The 24,074-nt window shown below is 70.5% G+C and carries 22 protein-coding genes and 1 pseudogene; 13 read left to right on the top strand and 10 right to left on the bottom strand.

Annotated elements, in window-relative coordinates; all coding sequences use genetic code 11:
• Window positions 1-433 precede the first annotated feature (433 nt).
• Window positions 434-1,432, top strand: coding sequence for a TerC family protein (locus AB0J90_RS31785; RefSeq protein WP_363602252.1), 999 nt, complete (start codon window positions 434-436; stop codon window positions 1,430-1,432).
• A 33-nt stretch (window positions 1,433-1,465) separates the two neighbouring features.
• Here AB0J90_RS31785 and AB0J90_RS31790 read toward each other — a convergent pair whose 3' ends face one another.
• From AB0J90_RS31790 to typA, 4 genes are all read right to left on the bottom strand, one after another.
• Window positions 1,466-2,368: a C40 family peptidase gene (locus tag AB0J90_RS31790; protein WP_363602254.1), complete on the bottom strand. Its 903-nt coding sequence runs from the start codon at window positions 2,366-2,368 to the stop codon at window positions 1,466-1,468.
• Between the two features lie 301 nt (window positions 2,369-2,669).
• Window positions 2,670-3,743, bottom strand: a complete 1,074-nt coding sequence (locus AB0J90_RS31795; RefSeq protein ID WP_363602256.1) for a dipeptide epimerase — start codon at window positions 3,741-3,743, stop codon at window positions 2,670-2,672.
• Window positions 3,744-3,770: 27 nt separating this feature from the next.
• Entirely contained in the window at window positions 3,771-4,634 is an 864-nt protein-coding gene (locus AB0J90_RS31800) for a serine hydrolase (protein WP_363602258.1), read from the bottom strand.
• A 52-nt stretch (window positions 4,635-4,686) separates the two neighbouring features.
• Window positions 4,687-6,555: a translational GTPase TypA gene (gene typA / locus AB0J90_RS31805; protein WP_363602259.1), complete on the bottom strand. Its 1,869-nt coding sequence runs from the start codon at window positions 6,553-6,555 to the stop codon at window positions 4,687-4,689.
• Window positions 6,556-6,686: 131 nt separating this feature from the next.
• On the opposite strand from typA, the gene AB0J90_RS31810 reads away from it, so the two are divergent.
• From AB0J90_RS31810 to AB0J90_RS31825, 4 genes are all read left to right on the top strand, one after another.
• Window positions 6,687-8,084: a VTT domain-containing protein gene (locus tag AB0J90_RS31810; protein WP_363602374.1), complete on the top strand. Its 1,398-nt coding sequence runs from the start codon at window positions 6,687-6,689 to the stop codon at window positions 8,082-8,084.
• A 99-nt stretch (window positions 8,085-8,183) separates the two neighbouring features.
• Entirely contained in the window at window positions 8,184-9,053 is an 870-nt protein-coding gene (locus tag AB0J90_RS31815; protein WP_363602261.1) for a transglycosylase SLT domain-containing protein, read from the top strand.
• Between the two features lie 221 nt (window positions 9,054-9,274).
• Window positions 9,275-9,868, top strand: a complete 594-nt coding sequence (locus AB0J90_RS31820; protein WP_363602263.1) for a peptidoglycan recognition family protein — start codon at window positions 9,275-9,277, stop codon at window positions 9,866-9,868.
• Window positions 9,869-9,896: 28 nt separating this feature from the next.
• A complete protein-coding gene (locus tag AB0J90_RS31825) occupies window positions 9,897-10,109 on the top strand; it encodes a hypothetical protein (protein ID WP_363602265.1) in 213 nt (70 codons plus the stop codon).
• A 36-nt stretch (window positions 10,110-10,145) separates the two neighbouring features.
• Here AB0J90_RS31825 and AB0J90_RS31830 read toward each other — a convergent pair whose 3' ends face one another.
• The gene (locus AB0J90_RS31830; RefSeq protein WP_363602267.1) at window positions 10,146-11,171 is read right to left on the bottom strand and encodes an NAD-dependent epimerase/dehydratase family protein; all 1,026 of its coding nucleotides are present in this window, start codon (window positions 11,169-11,171) and stop codon (window positions 10,146-10,148) included.
• A 147-nt stretch (window positions 11,172-11,318) separates the two neighbouring features.
• Between AB0J90_RS31830 and AB0J90_RS31835 the strand changes: the two genes are divergently transcribed.
• Together AB0J90_RS31835 and AB0J90_RS31840 are read left to right on the top strand one after the other, a co-directional pair.
• Window positions 11,319-11,897: a helix-turn-helix domain-containing protein gene (locus tag AB0J90_RS31835; protein WP_363602269.1), complete on the top strand. Its 579-nt coding sequence runs from the start codon at window positions 11,319-11,321 to the stop codon at window positions 11,895-11,897.
• Complete coding sequence (locus AB0J90_RS31840) at window positions 11,894-13,258, top strand: MFS transporter (protein ID WP_363602271.1); 1,365 nt, start codon at window positions 11,894-11,896, stop codon at window positions 13,256-13,258. The genes AB0J90_RS31835 and AB0J90_RS31840 overlap by 4 nt, the downstream gene beginning before the upstream one ends.
• A gap of 197 nt (window positions 13,259-13,455) precedes the next feature.
• Here AB0J90_RS31840 and AB0J90_RS31845 read toward each other — a convergent pair whose 3' ends face one another.
• Entirely contained in the window at window positions 13,456-14,565 is a 1,110-nt protein-coding gene (locus tag AB0J90_RS31845; RefSeq protein ID WP_363602273.1) for an FAD-binding oxidoreductase, read from the bottom strand.
• A gap of 188 nt (window positions 14,566-14,753) precedes the next feature.
• Here AB0J90_RS31845 and AB0J90_RS31850 point away from each other — a divergent pair, with 188 nt between their 5' ends.
• The gene (locus tag AB0J90_RS31850; protein WP_363602275.1) at window positions 14,754-15,395 is read left to right on the top strand and encodes a VTT domain-containing protein; all 642 of its coding nucleotides are present in this window, start codon (window positions 14,754-14,756) and stop codon (window positions 15,393-15,395) included.
• Here the strand turns inward: AB0J90_RS31850 and AB0J90_RS31855 are convergent.
• The gene (locus tag AB0J90_RS31855; RefSeq protein ID WP_326556917.1) at window positions 15,346-15,549 is read right to left on the bottom strand and encodes a cold-shock protein; all 204 of its coding nucleotides are present in this window, start codon (window positions 15,547-15,549) and stop codon (window positions 15,346-15,348) included. The two genes, AB0J90_RS31850 and AB0J90_RS31855, sit on opposite strands and share 50 nt — an antisense overlap.
• A 164-nt stretch (window positions 15,550-15,713) precedes the next feature.
• On the opposite strand from AB0J90_RS31855, the gene AB0J90_RS31860 reads away from it, so the two are divergent.
• Window positions 15,714-16,391 (top strand): 50S ribosomal protein L11 methyltransferase, encoded by a 678-nt coding sequence (locus AB0J90_RS31860; RefSeq protein WP_363602376.1) that lies wholly within the window; start codon window positions 15,714-15,716, stop codon window positions 16,389-16,391.
• Here the strand turns inward: AB0J90_RS31860 and AB0J90_RS31865 are convergent.
• Window positions 16,357-17,010, bottom strand: coding sequence for a YgjV family protein (locus tag AB0J90_RS31865; protein WP_363602277.1), 654 nt, complete (start codon window positions 17,008-17,010; stop codon window positions 16,357-16,359). The two genes, AB0J90_RS31860 and AB0J90_RS31865, sit on opposite strands and share 35 nt — an antisense overlap.
• A gap of 172 nt (window positions 17,011-17,182) precedes the next feature.
• Between AB0J90_RS31865 and AB0J90_RS31870 the strand changes: the two genes are divergently transcribed.
• Together AB0J90_RS31870 and AB0J90_RS31875 are read left to right on the top strand one after the other, a co-directional pair.
• Window positions 17,183-17,434 carry a hypothetical protein gene (locus AB0J90_RS31870; RefSeq protein ID WP_329102196.1) on the top strand — a complete coding sequence of 84 codons (252 nt, stop codon included), beginning with the start codon at window positions 17,183-17,185 and terminating at the stop codon, window positions 17,432-17,434.
• Entirely contained in the window at window positions 17,431-17,745 is a 315-nt protein-coding gene (locus AB0J90_RS31875; protein ID WP_363602279.1) for a type II toxin-antitoxin system PemK/MazF family toxin, read from the top strand. The genes AB0J90_RS31870 and AB0J90_RS31875 overlap by 4 nt, the downstream gene beginning before the upstream one ends.
• 246 nt (window positions 17,746-17,991) lie before the next feature.
• Here AB0J90_RS31875 and AB0J90_RS31880 read toward each other — a convergent pair whose 3' ends face one another.
• Window positions 17,992-18,642 carry an MBL fold metallo-hydrolase gene (locus tag AB0J90_RS31880; protein WP_363602281.1) on the bottom strand — a complete coding sequence of 217 codons (651 nt, stop codon included), beginning with the start codon at window positions 18,640-18,642 and terminating at the stop codon, window positions 17,992-17,994.
• A gap of 9 nt (window positions 18,643-18,651) precedes the next feature.
• Window positions 18,652-19,368 carry a maleylpyruvate isomerase family mycothiol-dependent enzyme gene (locus AB0J90_RS31885; protein ID WP_363602283.1) on the bottom strand — a complete coding sequence of 239 codons (717 nt, stop codon included), beginning with the start codon at window positions 19,366-19,368 and terminating at the stop codon, window positions 18,652-18,654.
• A gap of 195 nt (window positions 19,369-19,563) precedes the next feature.
• Here AB0J90_RS31885 and rsgA point away from each other — a divergent pair, with 195 nt between their 5' ends.
• Both rsgA and uvrA read left to right on the top strand, forming a co-directional pair.
• Window positions 19,564-20,619 (top strand): ribosome small subunit-dependent GTPase A, encoded by a 1,056-nt coding sequence (rsgA, locus tag AB0J90_RS31890; RefSeq protein ID WP_363602285.1) that lies wholly within the window; start codon window positions 19,564-19,566, stop codon window positions 20,617-20,619.
• Window positions 20,620-20,888: 269 nt separating this feature from the next.
• Window positions 20,889-23,804 (top strand): annotated as a pseudogene (gene uvrA / locus AB0J90_RS31895) (excinuclease ABC subunit UvrA); the annotation flags it as partial.
• Window positions 23,805-24,074: the final 270 nt, after the last annotated feature.

A 24,074-nucleotide genomic window follows, 5' to 3' on the forward strand; every position in this document is an offset into this window, starting at 1 on the left:
GTCGATCTTGCAGTTGTGGTGCCCGGATTGTGCGCCTTATTCGCAGATGTCAACAGCCACAACTGCAAGATCGACGAGCGGGTGGGTGGGGCAGGACGGGACGGGACGGCGCCTAGCCTCCTAGGAAGGGTTAGGGGGTGTGGGGTGGGGGGTGGGGAAGAACGCAGGCGCCCGAGGTGTCTGAACGGTCCGGGATGGGGGATGATGGCGGCAAGGAGGGGAGTATTCCCCTGCGGCGGCGTCGTCAACACGGTCTACCTCCGGCTGGTCCGGTGGCCGACCCGGCCCGTCGGTCAGCGGCAGTCGGAGCGGTGCTCCGGGCGCCGGTGGCGGAAGAGACCTCCGACAGTCACCACATTCGGCACCACCAGCCACGGCACGCCCGTACGGGTGTGCCGTTTCGGGTGTGCCGAGTGTCTGCCGGAGGAATGATTTGAACGTGTCCACCTGGGTGTGGGTCGTAACGCTGGTCGCGCTGGGCGCGGTGCTGACCGTTGATCTTCTGATCATCGGGCGCCGACCGCACGAGCCGAGTATCCGCGAGTCGAGTCTCTGGGTCGGCTTCTATGTCGCGCTCGCCCTGCTCTTCGGGGTCGGACTTTGGCTGACCACGGACCTGTCCACGGCAGGCGAGTTCTACACCGGCTGGCTCACCGAGTACAGCCTCTCGGTCGACAACCTGTTCGTCTTCGTCATCATCATGGGCCGCTTCGCGGTGCCCCGGCAGTACCAGCAGAAGGTGCTGCTGATCGGCATCGTGCTGGCGCTGGTGATGCGCGGCGGTTTCATCGCGGCCGGTGCCGCCCTGATCTCCCAGTTCTCCTGGGTCTTCTACATCTTCGGTGCGTTCCTGGTCTACACCGCGATCAACTTCTTCCGGCAGGGTGAGCCGGAGGAAGAGGACTTCAAGGAGAACCTGCTGATCCGGTGGAGCCGCCGGGCGCTGCCGATCTCGAAGGACTTCGCCGGTGGCCGGCTGACCGTACGGGAGAACGGCAAGCGCATGTTCACCCCGCTGCTGGTCGTGATGATCGCCATCGGCACCACGGATCTCATCTTCGCGCTCGACTCCATCCCGGCGATCTTCGGGATCACCCAGAACGCGTACCTGGTCTTCACCGCCAACGTGTTCGCGCTGATGGGGTTGCGCCAGCTCTACTTCCTGCTCGGCGGGCTGCTCGACCGGCTGGTCTACCTCAACATCGGCCTGGCCGTGGTGCTCGGCTTCATCGGGGTCAAGCTGGTGCTGGAGGCACTGGCGGACAACAACCTGCCGTTCATCAACGGCGGTGAGCACGTCGGCTGGGCACCGCACGTACCGATCTGGCTCTCCCTGGTGGTCATCCTCGGCACGCTGGGTGTCGCCACCGTGGCCAGCCTGTTGAAATCAGCCAGTGACCGGCGCAAGCAACTCGCCGATGCGGGCCGCTGACGGGGACGGCGCCGGGTAACGGCGCGAGCCGGGTCAGTCGGTGCAGGGACGGACCCGGTGCGCCCCGACCAGGGTGGCTCGGCGGTCCTCGGTGAGCGACTCCTCGAGCACCCGCCGCTGGGTGTACGAGGCGTGCAGCATGCGTCGGTTGTCGCCGTAGCCCGGCTCGGCGGTCACGATGCCGATGTGGTGGATGTTGCGGCCGGGGCGGGCGAAGAAATAGAGGTCGCCGGGGCGTTCGGCACCCAAGGGCAGGGGTGTAGTGGCGTTCGCCTGGTCGTCGGCGTCACGCGGTAGCCGTACCCCGAACCGGCGCCAGGCCAGGTGCACCAGCCCGGAGCAGTCGATCCCGTACGCGGACACCCCGCCCCACAGGTAGATGACGTCAAGCAGGCGGTTCGCCACCGCGAGCACCTCGACCGCGCTCGGCGGGCGACTCGGGACCGGGGCGAGGTGGTCGGCCGGCAGCCAGAGCGGGTGGTCGTGACCGGGGGCGTACACCGGGCTCCAGCCGTCGCGGGCCGGGCCGGCCGGTGTCAACCGGGTCCCGAGGATCACGCCGGGCAGCACCGGGTCGCCGTCCGGTGTGGCGAACAGTGCGGTGACCGTGGCGTCGACCACGACGGGTTCCTCGCCGGCCGGGTCGGTGGTGGCGGGGGCGAGCTGTTCCACCGGCAGCCAGCCGGGATAACCGCGCGGGTCGAGCTTGGCGGCGGGTTGTTCGGTCGCGATCAGGCGGGCCCAGCCGTCCGGGCGGATCTCCTCGATCAGCACCCGTTCGCCGAGCAGCAACTGACTGAGCACGCAGTCGCCGACCTGTTGGTCCGCGGTCATCGCGGAGATCCAGGCCGGGATGTCGGTGGTCCGTGGGGCGAGCGCCGGCTCGTCCACCGGCCGGACCGCCTCCGGCCCGGCCCAGAGGGTCGCGACGGCCACCCGGACCACCGCCTCCTGTCCGGCCCGCAGTGTCGTCCCGGACGGTGCTGCAATGCTGGCCGGCGATGCCGTTCCGACCTGCGATGCCGTTGCGACCTGCGATGCCGTTGCGACCTGCGATGCCGTTGCGACCTGCGATGCCGTTGCGACCTGCGATGCCGTTCCGACCTGCGATGTCCTGGCGGCCTGCGTTGCTGCTCCAGCCTGCGCCATCAGCGGGGACCCCTCTCCCGGTCTTCCCGGCCGACCCTACGGAAGAGCCGAACGAGCGGCAATAAGTCGTCTTGCGCAGTGGGCGGCGTCAGTTCACGCCGTCGACGCCCAGACCGGGTGCGTCGGGAAGGAGGACACAGGCGTCGGCGTACCGGATGCCGCCCCGCACCGGTGAGGACGCGAGCCACCAGGCGGCGTCCAGGTCGGAGACGGCGGTGGTGCCGTACGCGGCGACCAGGCTGGCGGCGGCGCCGACCCCGATCTGGCTCTCCATCATCGAGCCGACGATGGTCCCCATTCCGTGCGCGGCGGCCAGTTCGAGCAGGCCGCGGGCGGCACCGAGGCCGCCGCACTTGGCCAGCTTGACGTTGACCATGTCGGCTGCCCGTCGCTGGATCACCGCGACCAGGTCGCGCAGCCCGAAGACGGACTCGTCGGCGAGGATCGGCACGGTGACCCGGTCGCTGACCCAGGCGAGCCCGTCCAGGTCCCAGCGGGACACCGGTTGCTCGACCAGTTCCACGTCCAGGCCGGCGTCCTCGATGCCCCGGATGACGCGGACCGCCTCCCGGGGTGTCCAGCCCTGGTTGGCGTCGAGCCGGATCCGGGTGTCCGGTCCGGTGGCGGCCCGGACCGCGCGGACCCGGGCCAGGTCGCCGGCGGCGTCCGTACCCACCTTGATCTTCAGGACGGTGAAGCCCTCGGTCACCCGTCGGGTGGCGGCGGCGGAGAGGGCGCCGGCTTCACCGGCGGCCAGGGTGACGTCGGTCGGCACCCGCAGGGTGGTGCCGCCGAGCAGCCGGACCAGGGGTACGCCGAAGCGGCGCGCGGCCAGGTCGTGCAGGGCGGTGTCGGTGGCGGCGCGGGCGGCCTCGTTGCCGGCGACGGCCCGGTGTACCTCGGTGCAGCGGGCGACGAGGTCGTCGGGGTCCCGGCCGACCAGGAGCGGGGCGAGCAGTTCGGACACGCATGCCTCGGCCCCGGCGATCGAGGAGCCGGTCACCTGCCAGACCTGTGGTGCCTCGCCGAAGCCGGAGCGTCCGTCGTCGTCGACGATCTCGACCACGAGCGTCTCGACGGTGGTCGCCCGGCGCAGCGCGGTGACGAACGGGGTGTGCAGCGGGGCGGTGAGCCGATGGGTGCGGACCGAGGCGATGGCCATGCTCGGCACCCTATCGGCCGGCGATCATCAGCTCGGCGGTGTCGGCGTGAGATCGCGGCGGGTGGCCCAGACGGTCGCGGAAACCCGGGCGATGAGCCGTCGGGCCGCCGTGTCCGGGTCGCCGCCGTCCGGGTGGTCGCTGGTGCAGACGACCACGGTGTACGGGGGCGCGTCGTCGGGGAAGACCACCCCGGCGGCGTGCCGTACGCCGCGTACCCAGCCGTTCTTGTGCGCGACCCGGGTGCCGTCCGGTAGCCCGGCGGCGAGGTCCTCCTGGTGTTCCTGGCCGAGCAGGGCCTGGAGCATCGTGGTGCAGGCTGCCGGGCTGGCCAGGGGGCCGGGCGTCTCGGTGCCGCGGGCGATGGTGCCGAGCAGGGCGGCCAGGTCGGCGGCGGTGACCGGGTTGTCGATGCCGGCGTCGCGGGCGGCGAAGTCCTCGATGCCTCGTCCGGTGTGGCTGTGCCGGGCGCCGGACAGGGCCCAGACGGCGGCGACGGCGGGCAGGCCGACGTGTCCGAGGACGAGGTTGGTGGCCAGGTTGCTGGATCGGACGATCATGCGTTCGGCGAGCCAGCGGAGAGAGGCTCGGCCACCCACCTTGGCCCAGACGGCCGGGTCGTTGTCGTAGCTCGGGCCGCACCGGAAGCGGGGCGCGCCGGGTTTGGCGGAGTCGAACTCGTTCTCGACCGGCACCGGGGCGTCCGGGTCGAGGGCGCCGGTGTCGGCGGCCCGGTAGAGCGCACCCAGTACGGCGACCTTCATCGTGCTGGCCGCGTAGTGGGTCTGCTGTGGCAGCCGGGTGTACGCGGGCGCGGTGTCGAGCCGGCCCGCGTACACCGAGACCGTGCCGGCCGTGTCGGCCAGCTCACGGTCGAGCCTGTCCCAGGTCATGCCGCCGACCGTAGCCGATCGGCGGATCTTCCGTGGTGTGCTGCGGCTTTGGTCAGCCGGCGTGCTTGCGGCGGGCGGCGGCCCGTCCTCGGGCGTTCTGGTCGAGTACGACCTTGCGCAGCCGTACGGCCGCCGGGGTCACCTCGACGCACTCGTCCTCGCGACAGAACTCGAGGGCCTGTTCCAGCGACAGCTTGCGCGGCGGGATCAGCTTCTCCGTCTCGTCACTGGTGGATGAGCGCATGTTGGTGAGCTTCTTCTCCTTGGTGATGTTGACGTCCATGTCGTCGGCGCGGGAGTTCTCACCGACCAGCATGCCCTCGTAGACCTCGCTGGTCGGTTCGACGAACAGGGTGCCGCGTTCCTGGAGGTTCATCATCGCGAACGGGGTGACCACGCCGGAGCGGTCGGCGACCAGGGAGCCGTTGTTGCGGGTACGCAGTTCGCCGAACCACGGCTCGTAGGACTCGAAGACGTGGTGCAGGATGCCGGTGCCCCGGGTGTCGGTGAGGAACTCGGTCCGGAAGCCGATCAGGCCGCGGGCCGGTACCAGCCACTCCATCCGGATCCAGCCGGTGCCGTGGTTGACCAGTTGCTCCATCCGGCCCTTGCGGGTGGCGAGGAGCTGGGTGATCGCGCCGAGGTACTCCTCCGGTGCGTCGATGGTCAGCCGTTCGACCGGCTCGCAGGTCTTGCCGTCGATCTCCCGGGTGACGACCTGGGGCTTGCCGACGGTCAGCTCGTACGACTCGCGGCGCATCTGCTCGACCAGGATGGCCAGGGCCAGTTCGCCGCGGCCCTGCACCTCCCAGGCGTCCGGTCGCTCGGTCGGCAGGACCCGCAGCGACACGTTGCCGATGAGTTCCTTGTCGAGCCGGTCCTTGACCATGCGGGCGGTGACCTTGGAGCCCTTGACCCGGCCGACCAGCGGCGAGGTGTTGGTGCCGATGGTCATCGAGATGGCCGGCTCGTCGACGGTGATCAGCGGCAGCGGTCGCGGGTCTTCGAGGTTCGCGAGCGTCTCGCCGATCATGATGTTGGGGATGCCGGCGACGGCGATGATGTCGCCCGGTCCGGCGGATTCGGCGGGCTTGCGCTCCAGGCCGTCGGTCATCAGCATCTCGGAGATGCGGACCCGCTCGGTGGTGCCGTCGGTACGGCACCAGGCGACGGTCTCGCCCTTGCGGATGGTGCCCTCGCGGACCCGGCACAGGGCGAGCCGGCCGAGGAACGGCGAGGCGTCGAGGTTGGTGACGTGCGCCTGCATCGGGGCGCCCTCGGTGTACGACGGCGGCGGGATGGTGCCGAGCAGGGTGTGGAACAGCGGTTCCAGGGAGGTGCTGTCGCCGGGGACGGTGCCGTCGGCGGGCTGGGTCAGCGAGGCGATGCCGTCGCGGGCGCAGGCGTAGACGATCGGGAAGTCGATCTGCTCCTCGTCGGCGTCCAGGTCGAGGAAGAGCTCGTAGGTGTCGTCGAGCACCTCCTTGATCCGGGCGTCCGGCCGGTCCACCTTGTTGATCACGAGGATGATCGGCATCCGGGCCTTGAGGGCCTTGCGGAGCACGAACCGGGTCTGCGGCAGCGGGCCTTCGCTCGCGTCGACCAGCAGGATCACGCCGTCGACCATGGTCAGACCGCGTTCGACCTCGCCGCCGAAGTCGGCGTGGCCGGGGGTGTCGATGATGTTGATCACGACCGGGTCGGAGCCGTCCGCCGGCACGTAGCGAACGGCGGTGTTCTTGGCGAGAATGGTGATGCCCTTTTCCCGCTCGAGGTCCATCGAGTCCATCACCCGGTCGGCCATCTCGGCCCGGGCACTGAACGCCCCGGACTGCCGCAACATGGCGTCGACCAGGGTTGTCTTGCCGTGGTCAACGTGAGCGATAATGGCGACGTTGCGTAGGTCGGCGCGGGTCTGCATGTCACTATCCTCCCTCCTCCTTCGTCGCGGTTGCGTCGGGGTCACCCTTGAGGTGGTCGGGATCTCCTCCAAACCGCTGTCATGGGGTTGTTCCGGGCTGGCATGCTGGCCGGCGTGGTCCGGGGGTGGATATGCATACGGTGGTGACACTGCTTGAGCAGTTGCCGCCGCTGCTCGTCTACCTGGTCGCCGCGGCGCTGGTCGGGGGCGAGACCGGGCTGTTGGTGCTGGGACTGTTGGTGCCCAGTGAGGCGACTCTGCTGCTGGTCGGGTTCCTGGCCTACACCGGCACCCTGGATCTCGGCACCGCGCTGGTCGTGATGATCTCGTCGGCGCTGCTCGGGGACTCGGTGGCGTTCCGCAGCGGTCGGCGGCACGGGCCGCGTATTCGGGCGAGCAAGTGGGGACAGCGCATCGGCGCGCGCCGGTGGGCGAAGGCCGACGAGATGCTCGACCGGCTCGGCGGGCGCGCGGTGCTGGCGGCGCGCTGGATCGCGTACGCGCGGACGCTGGTGCCGCGGCTCGCGGGCAACGCCGGCATGCCGTACCGGCGGTTCGCGCCGTGGAACCTGGCCGGGGTGGTCAGCTGGGTCGGCGGTTCGGTGGTGGTCGGCTACCTGGCCGGCGAGTCGTACGAGACCGTCTCCAGCTATCTCGGCAAGGCGACCGGGGCGGTGCTGGTGCTGCTGGTCGCGGTGCTGGTGATCGTGCTCGGCGGGCGGTGGCTGGGCCGCAACCCCGATCCGGTACGCGCGCTACTGGGCCGGGCCCGTGCGCTGCCACCGGTGCGTTGGCTGGCCGGCCGTTACGGGGTGCTGTTCTTCCTGCTCGCGATGCACATCGGTCCCGGCTGGACCCTGCTGATCAACCTGCTCGCCGGGCTCGGGCTGCTGTTCGCCACCGGTCTGGGGCTGGCGTACCTGGTCGACGTGGTGGTCCACCAGAGCGGCCTGTACGTGGTGGACCACGCGATCGCGCAGTGGTTCGCCGAGCAGCGTGCCAGCGGTACGGCCGACGCGGCGATCACCGTACTCAACATCTTCCGTGGATCGTTCCTGATCATCGCGGTGGCATTGGTCGCGGTGCTGGTCGGTTGGCGGTCCCGGCCGTGGCAGGCGGACCTGGTCAGCGTGGTGGGCACGGTCGGTGCGTCGCTGCCGCTGGTGCTGCTGGCCCTGGTCGCGGACCTCACCCAACCGGGTCAGCGCACGCCCGAGGAGGCCGGTGCGGCGGTGGCGGCGTTCCCGAACCAGAACGCGATCGTCACCGCCAGCCTGTGCACGCTGGCCTGGTTGCTCGCTCGGCAGAACCGGTGGCCGTTCGCGGTTGCCGCCTGGACGGGTGCGGCGGTCGGGGTGTTGATGGTCGGGGCGGCGCGGCTCTACGTCGGCTGGAGTTCGGCCAGCGAGACGGTCACGTCGATCCTGCTCGGGGTGCTCTGGACGGCGGTATTCATGGTGGCTTGGGCCACTCGTGACCGGGCGGTGCGCGGCTCCGCGCCGCCGAAGACTCAACCGATCGGTTCGTGATCCCTGCCCGTTGGGTTGGTGATCCATGCCGGTCGAGGTCCCGGTCGGTCGTCGTTCCTTTGTTAGGGTGCGGCTCGGACTCGACGGGGGAGGGCTCCGATGACTGGATCGACGCGCCGGATCGGACTGGCCGCGGGTGCGGTGTCGCTTGCCGTGCTGCTGGCCGGCTGTGGCGGTGACTCGCCGACCGGCGATCGGGTGGCCGCGCCGGTCGGGGTGACCGTCTCCGGATCGACCGGTGAGCCGAGCCCGCCGCCGTCCGGCCCGGTTGCCGAGGGTCTGGGCACCGGGCCGACCAAGTCGGTGTCGCCGAGCCCGAGCAAGACCACTCCCAAGCCCAAGCCGACCAAACCGAAGGCCCCGCCGAAGCCGGTGCCGAAGAAGGACGTGCCGCCCCCGCCCGCGGTCCGGCCCGCACCGGCCGGCTGCAGCGGGCCGAAGTACGTCGGCGAGCAGGCGAGTCGGGCGGAGTCGAAGGCGGCGCTGACCGCCGCGGCGAACGTGACGTACTGGCCCACTTCGGCGCCGGAGATCAAGGTCCCGCTGAACCTGGTCAAGGCGGTCGCCTGGCAGGAGAGCGGTTGGCAGTCCAACATCGAGGCCTGTGACGGCGGGGTCGGCCTGATGCAGGTGATGCCGGGTACGGCGGATCAGGTCAACAACCGGTTCGGCCAGTCGTACCGGATCGGCGACTACGGGGACAACGCGAAACTCGGCGCGAACTACCTGGCCTGGTTGATCAAGTACCTGGGTGACCTGAGTGGGCTGGGCTATGGCGTCTCGGCTACGGACTGTGTCGATCATGTCGATCCGTGCATGCTCAACGCGGTGATCTCCGCGTACAACATGGGGCCGGGAACCGTGTTGGTGGAGAAGTCGGACGGGACGTACGACCTCAAGGTCTCGAACATCCGGTACACGGACAACGTGCGTACGTTGATGACCGAGTGCGAGTGCCTCGGATTCTGACCGGGGCGGCTCTCCTGGTCCACCGTCCCTTGTGATCGATATCTGGTCGTAGATCGACTGCTGGCACCGCGCCGGTAGTCGATCTGACGTGCGCCCGACAGAAGATGGCATGCATTTGCCCTGGTCAGCGGCGTATGGGCGACGATACTCTCAAGTCGGACAGGTTGGACGATCGGCACTGTCAATCCATTTGGGTAAGACGCGCCGATAGGAGAAATTCAATGGCACTCTGGACCGATCTCGCCACCTGGCGTGGTCCCACCGTCAACTCCGGTGACGGCGACAAGAACGGCAATGAGGCCAGCGACCGGATGACCGAACACCGCGGCATCGTGTTGCACATCGCCGAGGGCTACTTCGAGGGCACCATCGCCTGGCAGAAGAACCCGACGGCCAACGTCTCGTCACACTTCGTAGTCGCGAAGGACGGTCGGATCGCACAGATGGTGGACACCGACATCCGATCCTGGGCTCAACGGTCCGGGAACCCCACATGGCTCAGCGTCGAGAACGAGGGCTTCGTCCCGGGCGCACTCACCCCACAACAGATCGAGGCGAACGCGCGCCTGCTCGTGCGCGCCAACCAGGTCTACGACATCCCACTGCAGATCGCCACCAGTCCATCGGGGCGGGGTCTCGGCCACCACAGCATGGGGGCCGAGAACGGGGTCGACTGGGGACATCCCAATTGCCCTGGTCCCGCCATCATCGCCCAAAAGCCGGCGATCGTCTCCCGGGCGTTGAAGTTGGCCGAGTCGGAGGTGGCGCCGCCGGCTCCGGTGCGGCGCCGGCACAGATGGATCATCGACAACTAGGAGATCGGCGACCAGAAAGGTCCGTCCCATGTATCTCATCCAGAGCACGACGCAGAACCCGAGCCCCATCTTCCTCGTGCACGACAGCGGCAAGGTCCGGCACATCGGGCCGGTCGAATTCAACTACCTACGTTCCCTGGGTGGCGGTGCGACCGTGCCACTGCTGGTGGAGCCGGACCCGGACGCGTTCTCCCGGCTGCTGGCCGAGGCCCGCGTCTCTCAGGGTTACCTGCAGAACTGAGTCGCACCTGGCCCGGAGCCGGCGACCGTCCGCCGGTCAGCGGTGCCGGGCCAGCCAGGCGTCCTCGGCGGCGTAGTCGAAGTAGTCGGTCCGATATTCCAGCAGGTCGGTGAAGACGTCACGCCAGTCCCGGTCGCGGGTGGCGTCCACCAGCCAGCTCACCGTCTCCGGCAGTGACCGGAGGTAGTCGGTCACCGGGCGGTAGCCGAGCTGCCGTTGGGCCACGCTCATGTCGAGCACCACCGGGTTCGCCGTCGACCAGGGTGTCTCGCCCACCGGCGGGGCCGGCGAGGGGCCGTCGATCAGCACCTCGTCGGCCGAGTGGTCGAGCACCGAATGGATGGCGGCGCCGATCTCCCGTACGGTCGGCGCCTCCGGGTCGGCGGCGTTGAGCACCCTGGCACCCGGCTCGGACGCGGCCAGCCGGACCAGTTCGGCCAGGTTGGCGGTGGACACCGGGTGGAATTGGCTCTCGCCGCCGTAGGCGAGCACCCGGGCCGGTCTGCGGTCCAGTGCCCGCTTCACGAAGTGCCACTCGCGGGGGTGCACGGTGTGCGGGCCGTGGATGGCCCCGGCGCGCAACACGGTGGTGGGTAGGACCGCGCCCGCGTCGAGCAGTTCGCGTTCCAGGGCGGCCTTCTCGGCCGCGTAGTCCCCGGTGCCCGCGGCGATGGTGGCCTGGGTTTCGGCGATCGGTACGGGGAAGGCCACCCCGTCGGCGCCGAAGCCCAGCCCCCGGTCGTCGAGGTAGACCGCGGCGCTGGAGAGCACCACCGCCGAGCCGATCCGGTCGGAGAGTTCGATGAGTTGCCGGGCGTGCCGGGCCCCGTACGCGACCGTGTCGACCACCAGGTCGCAGCCGTCGCCGACCGCCTCGGCCAGTTCGTCGTCGTCTTCCCGGTCGAGCGGGACCGGGTGCACGTGCCAGTCGAGCGGCCACAGTGGCCCGCCCCGCCCGCCCCGGGACCCGGCCCGGACCTGCCAGCCGTCACGCACCAGGGCCCGTACGGTCGCCCGGCCGACCTGGCCGGTCGCTCCGATGACCAACGCAGTCCTCTCCATACGCCCACGCTAGGCGGGCGGGCGCCCCGGCCGGCGCCCTTCTGCCGAGGGCGAATAAGCCGAGAGCCCAACCAGTCCAGCGATCAGCAACAGGCATTGCGCAATAACTCTTGCGCAATGCCTGTTGCTGATGTCAGACTCCGTGCCATGGAAGACAAGGCAGAAATCCGGCAGGTGACCGACTCGCGGGTGCTGGCGGCCCTGGCGCACCCGTTGCGCCGCCGGCTGATGGACGCGCTGAAGGTCGACGGACCCTCCACGGTGAGTTCGCTCGCCGACCGGACCGGGCAGGCGGTGGCCAACGTCAGCCACCACCTCAAGGTGCTGGCCGCCAGCGAACTGGTCGAGGAGGCACCCGAACTGGCCCGCGACCGGCGGGAACGGTGGTGGCGCCCGGTCTCCGCCGGGGTGCGCTGGTCGCAGGCCGACTTCGTCCACGACCCGGCCGCGATGGCGGTCTTCAACGCCTCGCTGTCGCTGAACCTCGACCGTCACGCCGGGCTCGTCCGGGCCTGGTGGGCGGCGGCCGAGGCCCGAGCCGAGGAGTGGACCGAAGGGCCGTTCTCCACCGACAAGTGGCTGCACCTCACCCCGGGCGAGTTGGCCGAGCTCGGTGGCGAGCTGATCGGGCTGCTGGACCGGTGGGCCAACCGGGAGGTTCCGGACGACGGCCAGCGCCGGGAGCCGGTCTTCGTCTTCGCGCACGGCGTACCGGCGCAGCCGTGACCGGCGACCCGACCCCGCGCCGGGGCCTGCTGCGGCACCGGGACTTCCGGCTGCTCTGGATCGGACAGACCACCAGCAAGCTCGGCAGCAGCGTCACCGGCGTGGCACTGCCACTGGTGGCGGTCGCCACCGTCGGTGCGAGCACCTTCCAGGTGGCGGTGCTGGCCGCGGCCGCCTGGGTGCCCTGGCTGCTCATCGGGCTGCCGGCCGGTGCCTGGGTGGACCGGCTGCCTCGGCGGCCGGTGATGATCCTGGCCGACCTGGCCTGCCTGGTCCTGTTCCTCAGCGTGCCGGTCGCCGCCTGGCTCGGCGTACTGGGCATCGGGCACCTGCTCGCGGTCGCCCTCGGCGCGGGCACGGCCAGCGTCTTCTTCCAGACGGCCTACCAGGTCTACCTGCCCACGCTGCTGCGACCCGAGCAGGTGGCCGAGGGCAACGCGAAACTGCAGGGCACCGAGTCTGGGGCCCAGGTGGTCGGCCCCGGGCTCGCCGGGCTGCTCGCCCAACTGGTCGGCGCGGCGTCCGCGCTGCTCGCCGACGCGGCCAGCTTCCTGGTCTCGGCGCTGTGCCTCTGGTCCATCCGTACGCCCGAAGCCCGGCCCGCACCGGACCCGCACCGGGAGAACCTGCGCCGGCAGATCCACGCCGGCATCCGCTTCGTGGCCCTCGACCCCTACCTGCGGGTGCTGACGGTCTTCGGCGCGGCCAGCAACATCGCCCTGGTCGGCTACCAGGCGATCCTGGTGGTCTTCCTGGTCCGCGAGGTCGGGGTGAGTCCGGGCCTGGTCGGCGCCCTGATCGCCCTGACCAGCCTCGGCGGGGTGCTCGGCGCGACCGCCGCGAGCTGGCTCGCCCGGCGCTTCGGCACCGCCCGTGGCCTGCTCCTGTCCGAACTGGGCGCGGCGCCCTTCGGGCTGCTCATCCCGCTCACCGCGCCCGGTCCCAGGCTCGGCTTCATGGTCGCCGGGGGTGTGCTCGTCGGTGCCGGGATCGTCGCCGGCAACGTGATCAAGGGGACGTTCCGGCAGACGTACACTCCGCACCACCTGCTCGGCCGGGTCACCGTCAGCATGCAGCTGCTCAACCTCGGCTCGATCCCGTTCGGTGCGCTGCTCGCCGGTGCGCTCGGCACCGGGCTGGGGATCCGGCCGACAATGTGGATCATGACGGCGTGCCTGCCGCTGAGCGGTCTGATCCTGCTCGTCGGGCCGCTGCGGCGACGCCGCGATCTGCCGACCCGCCCGCCGACCCACGCCCGGGACGGGCGCGCATCCGACGTCCCCGGTTCCGATGTGGCGGTCCCGGACGTGGCGGGCGCCGACGCGCCCGTTCCGGGCGAGTTGCTCGCCGCCGGGCGATGACCGGCAATGGCGCACCCACCGGTCGAGTCGGTGTCCGCGGCAATGGACAGCCGCGGCCGGGTCGATCTCCGCGGCAATGGCCAGCCGTGGTGGTCGGCGTCGGCGGCAATGGCCGGCCGCGGTCGGGTCGGTGTCAGCGGCCAGGGCGGCGGACGGTCGGGTCGGTGTCAGCGGCCAGGGCCGCGGCCGCGATCGCTTCAGTGGAAGCGGTCGGGGGCGACGTGGGCGGGGTCGATGCCCGGATCGGGTGCCGTGCCGCCGCTGACCAGTGCCGCCAACAGGCGGCCGAGGCTCGGCGCGACCTGCATGCCGTACCCGCTCAGGCCGGCAAGCCAGAGGAATCCCTCCGCGTCCGCGGACCGGCCGACCACCGGCACGTCGTCGGCGGCCGAGGTCCGCAGCCCGGCCCAGGCGTGGTGCACCCGGCGGATGGTGAGGGTGGTGGCCTCCTCGACCCGGGCGGCGCCGATCGCGATGTCGAGATCGTCGGGGCGTACGTCACCCGGCGGGGTCGGGGTGGCGTCGGCCGGGGAGATCAGCAGCCGCCCCGACTCCGGTTTGAAGTAGAACGTCTCCGCCACGTCCGACACCATCGGCCACCGCGCCGCGCTAATCCCGTCCGGCAGGTCCACCAGGAACGCCGTACGCCGCAGCGGCGTCAGACCGACCGGCCGTACGCCGGCGAGTTCCGCCACCTGGTCGGCCCACGCACCCGCGGCGTTGACCACCAGCCCACCGGTGAAGTCCCCGGCGTCGGTCTCCGCCCGCCAGCCGCCGACGACCCGGACCAGCGACCGGACCCGTGCGGACCGGACCACCCGACCGCCGCCCGCCCGGATGCCCCGCAGGAAGCCCTGGTGCAACGCGTCCACATCGATGTCCTGTGCCGCGGGGCGGACCATCGCCCGGTGGTAGCGGCCCGGACGGACGATCGGGCAGTAGGACTGCACCTCGTCCAGGTCGATCTCGCGGGCCGGGGTCGGCGCGGCGAGTTCGTCGGCGAGCGCCGCGTCGAAGCTCGCGTCCTCACCGGCCGGCGAGAGCGCCAGGACGCCCCGCGGGGTGAGCAGCGGGGTGGTGCTGAAACCCGGCGGCGGATCATCCAGAAAGGAGCGGCTGGCCGAGGTCAACGCCCGCACCACCGGCCCGCCGTAATACTCCGAGAACAGTGCGGCCGAGCGGCCCGTCGCGTGGTAGCCGGCGACCTTCTCCATCTCCAGCAGGACCACCCGCCCGTACGCGGCCAGGTGGTAGCCCGCGCTGGCGCCAGCTATCCCACCGCCGATGATGAGGAAGTCAGCGTCCACGGGCGCTGACCGTAGTCGGTCAAGGCGAAGACAGCAATCAATGGCGAGACAGTTTCGGGTCCAACCAGGAAATCCGGGACGACCCTGAGAGGGATCAGGGGTTTCGAGCACGATCGAGGGGTCTGTCCCGGAGGGAAATGTTGGCCGGCACGCCTACGGTGTAGTCATGGCGCAGCAGGGGTGTGGGCATGGCTGACTGGCTGGCGCAACTGGGTGAGCTGCCGAGTGCGCTGTACCTGGCGGGGCTCGGCGTGGTCATGCTGCTCGACGCCATCCCGTTGGTGGGCGTGCTGGTACCCGGCGACATCGCGGTACTCGCCGTGGTGGGCACCGGCCGACCGGGCGGACCCGCCGGTGCCTACCTCAGCGTGATTGCCGGTTGCGTGGTCGGCTGGTCGTTGAGCTTCCTCGCCGGCCGGCTGTTCGGCGACCGGATCCGGCAGGGTCGGATCGGAGCCTGGATCGGCGAGGCGAGGTGGGCCGCCGCCGAGGGCATCCTGAACCGCGGTGGCGGCCGGATGGTGATGGTGGCCCCGTTCCTGCCCGTGTTCAACGCGCTGCTGCCACTGGCCGCCGGCGGTCTACGAATGTCCTACCGTCGCTTCGTCTCCTGTGCGGCACTCGGTGCCGCGCTCTGGGCCGGGCTGTACGTGCTGCTGGGCACAGCGGCGAACTCACTCGGTGGACTGTTGCCCGGAGAGTCGTTCACGCTGGTCGCCACGGTCGGAATCGGCCTGACCGTCGGCTGGGTCGTGCTGCTCGGTGCCCGGCGCAGCTGGCTCAGATCGGCCGGACATTCGCCGCCTGCGGGCCCTTCTGCCCCTGAGTGACCTCGAACTCGACCTTCTGGCCCTCGTTGAGCTCGCGGTAACCCTGGCTGTCGATGGCGGAGTAGTGGACGAAGACGTCCGGTCCTCCACCGTCCTGCTCGATGAAGCCGAAGCCCTTTTCTGAGTTGAACCACTTCACGGTGCCGGTTGCCATTCAAATCTCCTTAACAGGTGTGCGACGGTGGTCGTCCCACACCTCACCGACACTAGCGTTCCGACCCGGTTGATGCGCGGCGAAGTCGCGGCTCGGCGACAGTCAGGGCGATAACCGGGGCCGGAAGGGCCGCTCTACGGCATGCTGGACCCGTGACGAGACGGATGGCGGGCCCGCTGGCCGATCTCGAAACCAAGATCTCCGCGACGGACACCGGCGGACTGGATCGGCTCCGGCTCGTCGAGGTGCCGTTCGTCCCCGAGGTGCGCCTGCACCTGGCCGAGGACGCCATCGTCTGGTGGGCCAGGATGGAAGCCGAGGCCGGTGCGGTGTTGCCGCCGCCGTACTGGGCGTCGGCGTGGCCGGGTGGGCAGGCGCTCGCCCGGTACGTACTGGACCATCCCGAGGCGGTCACCGGGTTGCGCGTACTCGACCTGGCCGCGGGGTCCGGGCTGGCCGCGATCGCCGCCGGGCTGGCCGGGGCGGTCTCGGTGACCGCGAACGACATCGACCCGTACGCCCTGGCCGTGATCGGGATGAACGCGCGGGCGAACCGGGTCGACGTACGCCAGGCCGACGGTGACCTGCTCGACGGCGACGGGCTCGACGCGGACCTGATCCTGGCCGGTGACGTCTTCTACCGCCGGGCACTGGCGGACAGGATGCTGCCGTTCCTGGAGCGGGCCGCGGCACGCGGTGCGCGGGTGCTGGTCGGCGACCCCGGGCGGGTGTTCCTACCGGCGGACCGGTTCCGGGTGGTGGCCAGCTACCACGGTTCGGCCAGCGACTCGGTCGAGGACGCGGAGATCAGTCGGATGGACGTGCTGCAGCTCCTGAGCTGACCGCCGGAAGGTCGAGCACGTACGAGTCGCCCTCGCGGCGGAAACCGAGCCGGTCGTAGTACGGGGCGACCATGCCCGGCGGGGTCACCACCCGGCGGAAGCCCCGGTCGGTGAAGAGCCGGCTGCGCCGGTAGACGAACTCGCCGGGGGTGAAGTCCCGGAACCGCTGGGTCACGTAGTCCAGTTCCACCCGGGCCACCTCCCCGCCGCTGCCGTCGACCAGCACCACCCCGACCACCTCGTCGGCGCGTACGACGAGGAAGGCCGTCCGGTCCGGGTCGGCGCCGTGCCAGCGGAAGCCCGGGTTGAACCGGGCGATGTCCGCCCCGTGTACGCGCAGCGTGTGGGCCAGGAAGCCGTCGTCGGTGCCGACCTCGACGACCTCGTAGGTCCGCTCGTCGTGCCGGGTGGCGAGCATCCGGCGCAGGTACCAGACGTTGATGATCGCGATCACCACGTTCAGCCCGACCCCCGGCCAGACCTGCAGGGCGGTGTTGTACCCGATCAGGACCAGGGACCCGACCAGGTTCAACGCGCGCAGCCGCAGTACGCGGGTCTGCAGCAGGGACCAGACCAGTACCGCGGAGCCGAGCCAACCGATGATGTCCAGCCAGTTCACCCGCCGAGGTTAGCCCCTGCCCGCTGACCTGCCCAAAATCGGACGCAGGTGGTGAAGCGCGCGGACCGGGCGCGGTTGTCGTCGCCGTGGCGGGGCAGGTGGTGACACGCGGGGGTACCGGCCTCGGGGAAGACGTACCCCCGGCCGTACCACCACGAGTATGGTGGCCCGTATGGCAGACAAGGTCACGTTGAGTCTGAACCCGGACACACTGGCCCGGGCGCGTGCCGCCGCCGGCCAGGAGGGCATGTCGCTGTCCGCGTGGATCGACCGCGCCGCCCGTCGGGAGGCGATGCGCGACGCCGCCCGCCGGCAGGACGAGTGGCTGGCCGCCAACCCGGACGTACGCGACGAGCTCGACGGGTTCGACCGGCTCGCCGACAACCTCGAAGCGGGTTGGAATGACCTGGCCGAGGCGGCGTGAACCGCGGTGAGATCTGGACTGTCGGCGATCCCAGCAAGGTGCGTTACCGCGTCATAGTGCTCTCCGGCGACGCGCACAACGACCGGCCCAGCGCCTCGCCGTACTGTGCGCCGATCGTCCGCCAGCGCGGCAGTTCGGAACTGCCGCCGTTTGTCGTACCGCTGGCCGAGACGGACCCGATGACCGGTGTGGTGGTGGTCAACCGGATGCGCCGGGTGCCGGCCGCCGCCGGTGTCGAGCGGGTCGGCATGGCCACCGGGGCCAGCATGTCCCGGATCGTCGAAGCCCTCAAGGACCTCTTCGAACTCTGACACTCGCGAACCCTGCTTGACCACCAGCATCCTGCTCGTGTTCACCGGCGACAGCCTCGTCCTGGGTGGACCCGGGAATTCGCCCCGACGTCCCCAGCGAAGTCACCACGGCACGTCGTGCGCGAGCCAAACTGGTGGAGGCGGAACAATCAGCAGAGCAGGCCATGCTACCAACCACGAACGCCCCGTACCCTTCTCGAAGGTCGGGGCGTTCGTGGTTGGAAACCGGAGCTTGGTGCGCGACGTCTACCAGCCGCGGGCTCGCCACTCCTGGAGGGAGGGGCGCTCGACGCCGAGGGTGGAGTCCCGTCCGTGACCGGGGTAGAACCAGGTTTCGTCCGGCAGCCGACCGAAGATCTTGGTCTCCAGGTCGTTCATGATGCTGTCGAAGTGGGCCGGATCGGTGGTCTTGCCAGGTCCACCGGGGAACAAGCTGTCGCCGGTGAACAGGTGCGGGATGCCGGCGGGGTCGCTGTAGAGCAGGGCGATCGAGCCGGGGGTGTGCCCGACCAGGTGGATCACCTCCAGGGCACAGCCGCCGACCCGTACGGTGTCCCCGTCGACCAGCGTCTCCGAGTCGATCGGCAGCCCGTCGGCGTCGGCGGTGTGCGCCAGGCTGATCGCGCCGGTGGCCGCCACCACCTCTTCCAGCGCCACCCAGTGGTCCATGTGCCGGTGGGTGGTGATCACGTGGCTCAGCCCGGTCTCGCCGGCAAGTTCCAGCAGCCGGGGCGCCTCGTTGGCGGCGTCGATCAACACCTGGTCGCCGGTGGTGCGGCAGCGGACCAGGTAGGCGTTGTTTTCCATCGGCCCGACCGACACCTTGGTGATGGTCAGGTCGTCCAGGTCCCGTACGTCGGGCGCGCCGCCGGGCGAGACATCTCCGCGGTAACTCATCTCGTACCTCTAGATCCAGTCCGGTGGGGTGGGCAAGGGGCCGTTCGGGGTGACGGTAAGCCCGGCACCGGCGGACCGGCCGATCAGCCAGCCGGCGAGCAGGTGCACCGGTCCGGCGACGGTCGGTCCGGCACCGGCCGGGCCGATGGTCAGGGTGCGGCCGGCGTCGGTCGGGCGCAGCGCCAGCGCTGGTACGTCGTCGCGGGTGGCCAGGTCACCGGCTGCCTCGTGCAGCAGCCGCTGGGCGAAGCCCTCGGGCCAGTCGACCGGGTCGTAGCCGGCGTCGAGGTCGACGTGGTGCACCTCGAGTTCGCGCAGGCGGGTCCAGACCAGCATCGCCGCCACCCGGTCGCCGCGGTGTGACCTGACCACCGCCGTCCAGGCCTGCGGCGGCATCGCGGCGCACGCCTCGGCGAACCGTTTCGCGCCGCCGCGCAGGTCGTCGAGATGGGCGTCGAGTTCGCGGCCGGCACCGGCGGCGATGTCCGCGTCCCGGGCGGCCACGCTCGCGTACGCCGGGACGTGCTGGCCGGTGCGGGCACCGGTGAGCAGGTTGACCAGCGCGTCGGCGCTGCGCGCCAGGTGGGTCAGCACATGTCCGCGGCTCCAGCCGGGCAGTCGGGACGGTTCGGCGAGGGTGGACCGGTCGAGCGTGCCGGCGGTACGGAGCAGCCGCTCCGTGGCGCGGTCCACCTCGGCGATCAGAACCAATGGGTCAACGGTCACGTTTCGACCCTAGTCGTCCGCGCCCTGCCGGTGGCCGTCGGCGGGCCGTACCCGGAAATGGCTTTCGGTGGATCGTAGGCAGCCCTTACCGTTCGGGTTGAACGCGTCACCCGGGAGTTGGAGGGAGGTGGGGATCATGCCGGTCGCCGTGCGCGTCTCCCGCATCCCGGTTCACCAATTCTGACGAGGGTTGACATGAGGTTTGATCTCGCGTCCCTGGGCTGGGACGCCGCGCTTCACAGCGCGTACTCCAGGCACGATGACCTGCGGCCGGGCCGGGTGGTTCGGGTGGACCGCGGGGTGTGCACCGTACTGTGCGCCGACGGGACGTACCGGGCGAGTCTGGCCGGGGCGGTGCTGGCCGGTGCCGCCGCCGATCCGGCCCGCCTGCCGTGCGCCGGGGACTGGCTGCTGGTCCGGGTCTGGCCGGACGACCGGGTCACCGCGGAGGCGGTGCTGCCCCGGCGTACGGCGATCGTGCGCCGGACCGCTGGCAAGGCCGCCACCGGTCAGGTGCTGGCCGCCAACCTCGACGCCGCGGCGGTGGTGGAGCCGATGCATCCGACGCCGGACATGGCGCGGATCGAACGTCTGCTCGCCCTGGCCTGGGCGTCGGGGGCGGAGCCGCTGGTGGTGCTGACGAAGTGTGATCTTGTCGCCGACCCGGCGGCGGTGGCCGCGCAGGTGGCCGACGTGGCGCCCGGCGTAGCGGTGTTGGCGGTGAGCGCGCAGACCGGCGCCGGCCTGTCCGACCTGCGCCCGCAGGTCGCGTACGGCCGCACGCTGGCGCTGCTCGGACCGTCTGGTGCGGGCAAGTCGACGCTGGTCAACGCGCTCGCGGGAACGAACGTGATGGTCACCCAGGGGATCCGGGGGGTGGACGGCAAGGGGCGGCACACCACCACCCACCGGGCGTTGATCCCGATTCCCGGCGGGGGAGCGGTGCTGGACACCCCGGGCATCCGGGCGGTCGGGCTGCTCGACGCGGCCGGTGGCCTGGACCACGCCTTCGCCGACGTGGCGGAGTTGGCCGCGGCCTGCCGGTTCGACGACTGCGCGCACCAGGTGGAGCCTGGTTGCGCGGTCCGGGCCGCGCTGGAGGACGGTGGGCTCACCCCGCGTCGGTGGGAGAGTTGGTGCAAGCTGCAACGCGAGGTGGCGTTCGAGACCCGGCGCCGGGACGCCCGGCTGGCGGCCGAGGCGCGGGCGGGGCGGCGGCGGACCCGGTCGGACCGCCGGATCCGTCCGTAGGCCGGGGAGTCGCTCGGCGATGCCACGGCGTTGACCAGCGGGAACGTACGGCTGGGAGAAAGTGTCGTACCTCGGGGCTAAAGTTGCCGAGGCGCATTCTTGGCGTCTGCAAGACCAGTGACTTCGGCGGCAAGATCACCGAAACGGGGCGAAACCCGGAAGCTGGGCATAACCGCAGAAGCTCGACCCAACCGCAGAACCTCTTCAAGCCGCAGTAGCTTGTCCGAACGGACGAGTTCTCGCTTTCTTCTCCCGGGAGTACACGGACAGTGGCCGACCGCATGATCATCCGCGGCGCGCGCGAGCACAACCTGCGTGACGTCAGTCTCGACCTGCCGCGGGACGCAATGATCGTCTTTACCGGGCTTTCCGGCTCGGGCAAGTCGAGCCTGGCCTTCGATACGATCTTCGCCGAGGGCCAGCGGCGCTACGTGGAGTCGCTGTCGTCGTACGCTCGGCAGTTCCTCGGTCAGATGGACAAACCGGACGTCGACTTCATCGAGGGGCTCAGCCCGGCGGTGTCGATCGACCAGAAGTCCACCTCGCGCAACCCCCGGTCGACCGTGGGCACGATCACCGAGGTCTACGACTACCTGCGTCTGCTCTATGCCCGCGTCGGCGAGCCGCACTGCCCGGTCTGCGGCGAGCGGATCTCCAAGCAGAGCCCGCAGCAGATCGTCGACCGGGTGCTGGCGATGAAGGAGGGCACCAAGTTCATGGTGCTCGCGCCGGTCATCCGGGGCCGCAAGGGCGAGTACCTCGACCTCTTCGCAGAGCTTCAGGGCAAGGGCTACGCCCGCGCCCGGGTCGACGGCGTGGTGCAGCCGCTCACCGAGTTCATCGGCGAGGCTCCGGCGACCAAGCTGAAGAAGCAGGAGAAGCACACCATCGAGGTGGTGGTCGACCGGCTCACCGTCAAGGCCTCGGCCAAGCAGCGTTTGACCGACTCGGTGGAGTCCGCGCTGACCCTCTCCGGCGGGCTGGTCCTGCTCGACTTCGTCGACCTGGCCGAGGACGACCCGGACCGGGAGCGGCGCTACTCCGAGCACCTGGCCTGCCCGAACGACCACCCGCTCGCGATCGAGGACCTGGAGCCGCGGGTCTTCTCCTTCAACGCCCCGTACGGCGCCTGCCCCGAGTGCACCGGCCTGGGCACCAAGAAGGAGGTCGACCCGGAGCTGATCGTGCCGGACCCGGAGCGGACCCTGCGCGAGGGCGCGATCCAGCCCTGGTCCTCCGGGCAGACCCTCGAATACTTCCTGCACCTGCTCGAGGCGCTGGGCGAGGCGGAGCACTTCGACCTCGACACCCCGTGGCGCAAGCTCCCCTCGCGGGCACAGAAGACGATCCTGCACGGCTCCGGTGACCAGGTGCACGTGCGTTACCGCAACAAGTACGGCCGCGAGCGCTCCTACTACACCGGCTTCGAGGGTGTGGTGCAGTGGATCGAGCGCCGGCACTCCGACACCGAGTCGGACTGGTCCCGGGACAAGTACGAGGGCTACATGCGCGACGTGCCCTGTGCCGCCTGCGGTGGCGCCCGGCTGAAGCCGGAGGTGCTCGCGGTCACCCTGGGCGGCCGGAGCATCGCCGAGGTCTGCGCCCTGTCGGTGGGTGAGTGCGCCGAGCTGTTGGGCGTACTGACGTTGACGGACCGGCAGAAGATGATCGCCGAGCGGGTGCTCAAGGAGATCAACGCCCGGCTGCGCTTCCTGGTCGACGTCGGGCTGGACTACATCTCCCTGGACCGCCCCGCCGGCACCCTGTCCGGCGGCGAGGCACAGCGCATCCGGCTGGCCACCCAGATCGGCTCCGGCCTGGTCGGCGTGCTCTACGTGCTGGACGAGCCGTCGATCGGCCTGCACCAGCGGGACAACCACCGGCTGATCGAGACCCTGGTCCGGCTCAAGAAGCTCGGCAACACGCTGATCGTGGTCGAGCACGACGAGGACACCATCCGGGTCGCCGACTGGATCGTCGACATCGGTCCGGGTGCGGGCGAGCACGGCGGCAAGATCGTGCACAGCGGTTCGGTGAAGGACCTGCTGGGCAACCAGGAGTCGGTCACCGGGGCCTACCTGTCCGGGCGGCGCAAGATCCCGACCCCGAAGCAGCGCCGGCCGCAGACGCCGGGCCGGGAGCTGGTCGTACACGGCGCCCGTGAGCACAACCTGCGCAACCTGACCGTGCCGTTCCCGCTGGGCCAGTTCACCGCCGTCACCGGGGTCAGCGGCTCGGGCAAGTCGACCCTGGTCAACGACATCCTGTACGCGGTCCTGGCGAACCAGATCAACGGTGCCAGGATGGTGCCGGGGCGGCACACCCGGGTCGCCGGCCTGGAGCACGTGGACAAGGTCGTCGGGGTGGACCAGTCGCCGATCGGGCGTACGCCCCGGTCGAACCCGGCGACGTACACCGGGGTCTGGGACCACGTGCGCAAGTTGTTCGCGGAGACCACCGAGGCGAAGGTGCGCGGGTACGGCCCGGGCCGGTTCTCGTTCAACGTCAAGGGTGGGCGCTGCGAGGCGTGCAGCGGTGACGGCACGATCAAGATCGAGATGAACTTCCTGCCCGACGTCTACGTGCCGTGCGAGGTCTGCAAGGGTGCCCGCTACAACCGGGAGACCCTGGACGTGCACTACAAGGGACGTACCGTCGCCGACGTGCTGCAGATGCCGATCGAGGAGGCGGCCGACTTCTTCTCGGCCATCCCGGCGATCCACCGGCACCTCAAGACGCTGGTTGACGTCGGCCTCGGCTACGTACGGCTGGGCCAGTCGGCGCCGACCCTGTCAGGTGGCGAGGCGCAGCGCGTCAAGCTCGCCTCCGAGCTGCAGAAACGCTCGACCGGCCGGACCGTTTACGTGCTCGACGAGCCGACCACGGGCCTACACTTCGAGGACATCCGCAAGCTGCTCGGCGTGCTGGAGAGCCTGGTCGACAAGGGCAACACGGTGATCGTGATCGAACACAACCTGGACGTGATCAAGACCGCCGACTGGCTCATCGACATGGGCCCGGAGGGTGGCCACCGCGGCGGCCTGGTGCTCGCCGCCGGCTCCCCGGAGGAACTGGCCGAGGTCCCGACGAGTCACACCGGTCAGTTCCTGCGGCCGGTGCTCGGGCTCAAGGGCGCGGCAAAGGGCTCCGAGGCGGCGACCGCGCGGGCGGAGAAGGCCAACGGTGCCGCCGCGAAGCCGAAGACGGCCGCGGCCAAGTCCACCACGGCGGCCAAGACCACCGCGGCGGCGAAGAGCACCGGGGCCAAGAGCGGTACGCCCACGGGCAAGACCGCCGCGGCCAAGTCCACCACACCGGCGGCTCGGGGACGGCGGGCCGCGTCCGCGGTCTGAATCGTGCCCAACTGAACCATTGCCGGCGATCTTGCGTGTCTACTGTCGTGGCCGCAGTACCAGTCCGGGCGCGGCCGCCACAGTCGAGAGGAAAGGCTAGGC

The organism is Micromonospora sp. NPDC049523 (assembly GCF_040676775.1).
Lineage (GTDB): Bacteria > Actinomycetota > Actinomycetes > Mycobacteriales > Micromonosporaceae > Micromonospora_G.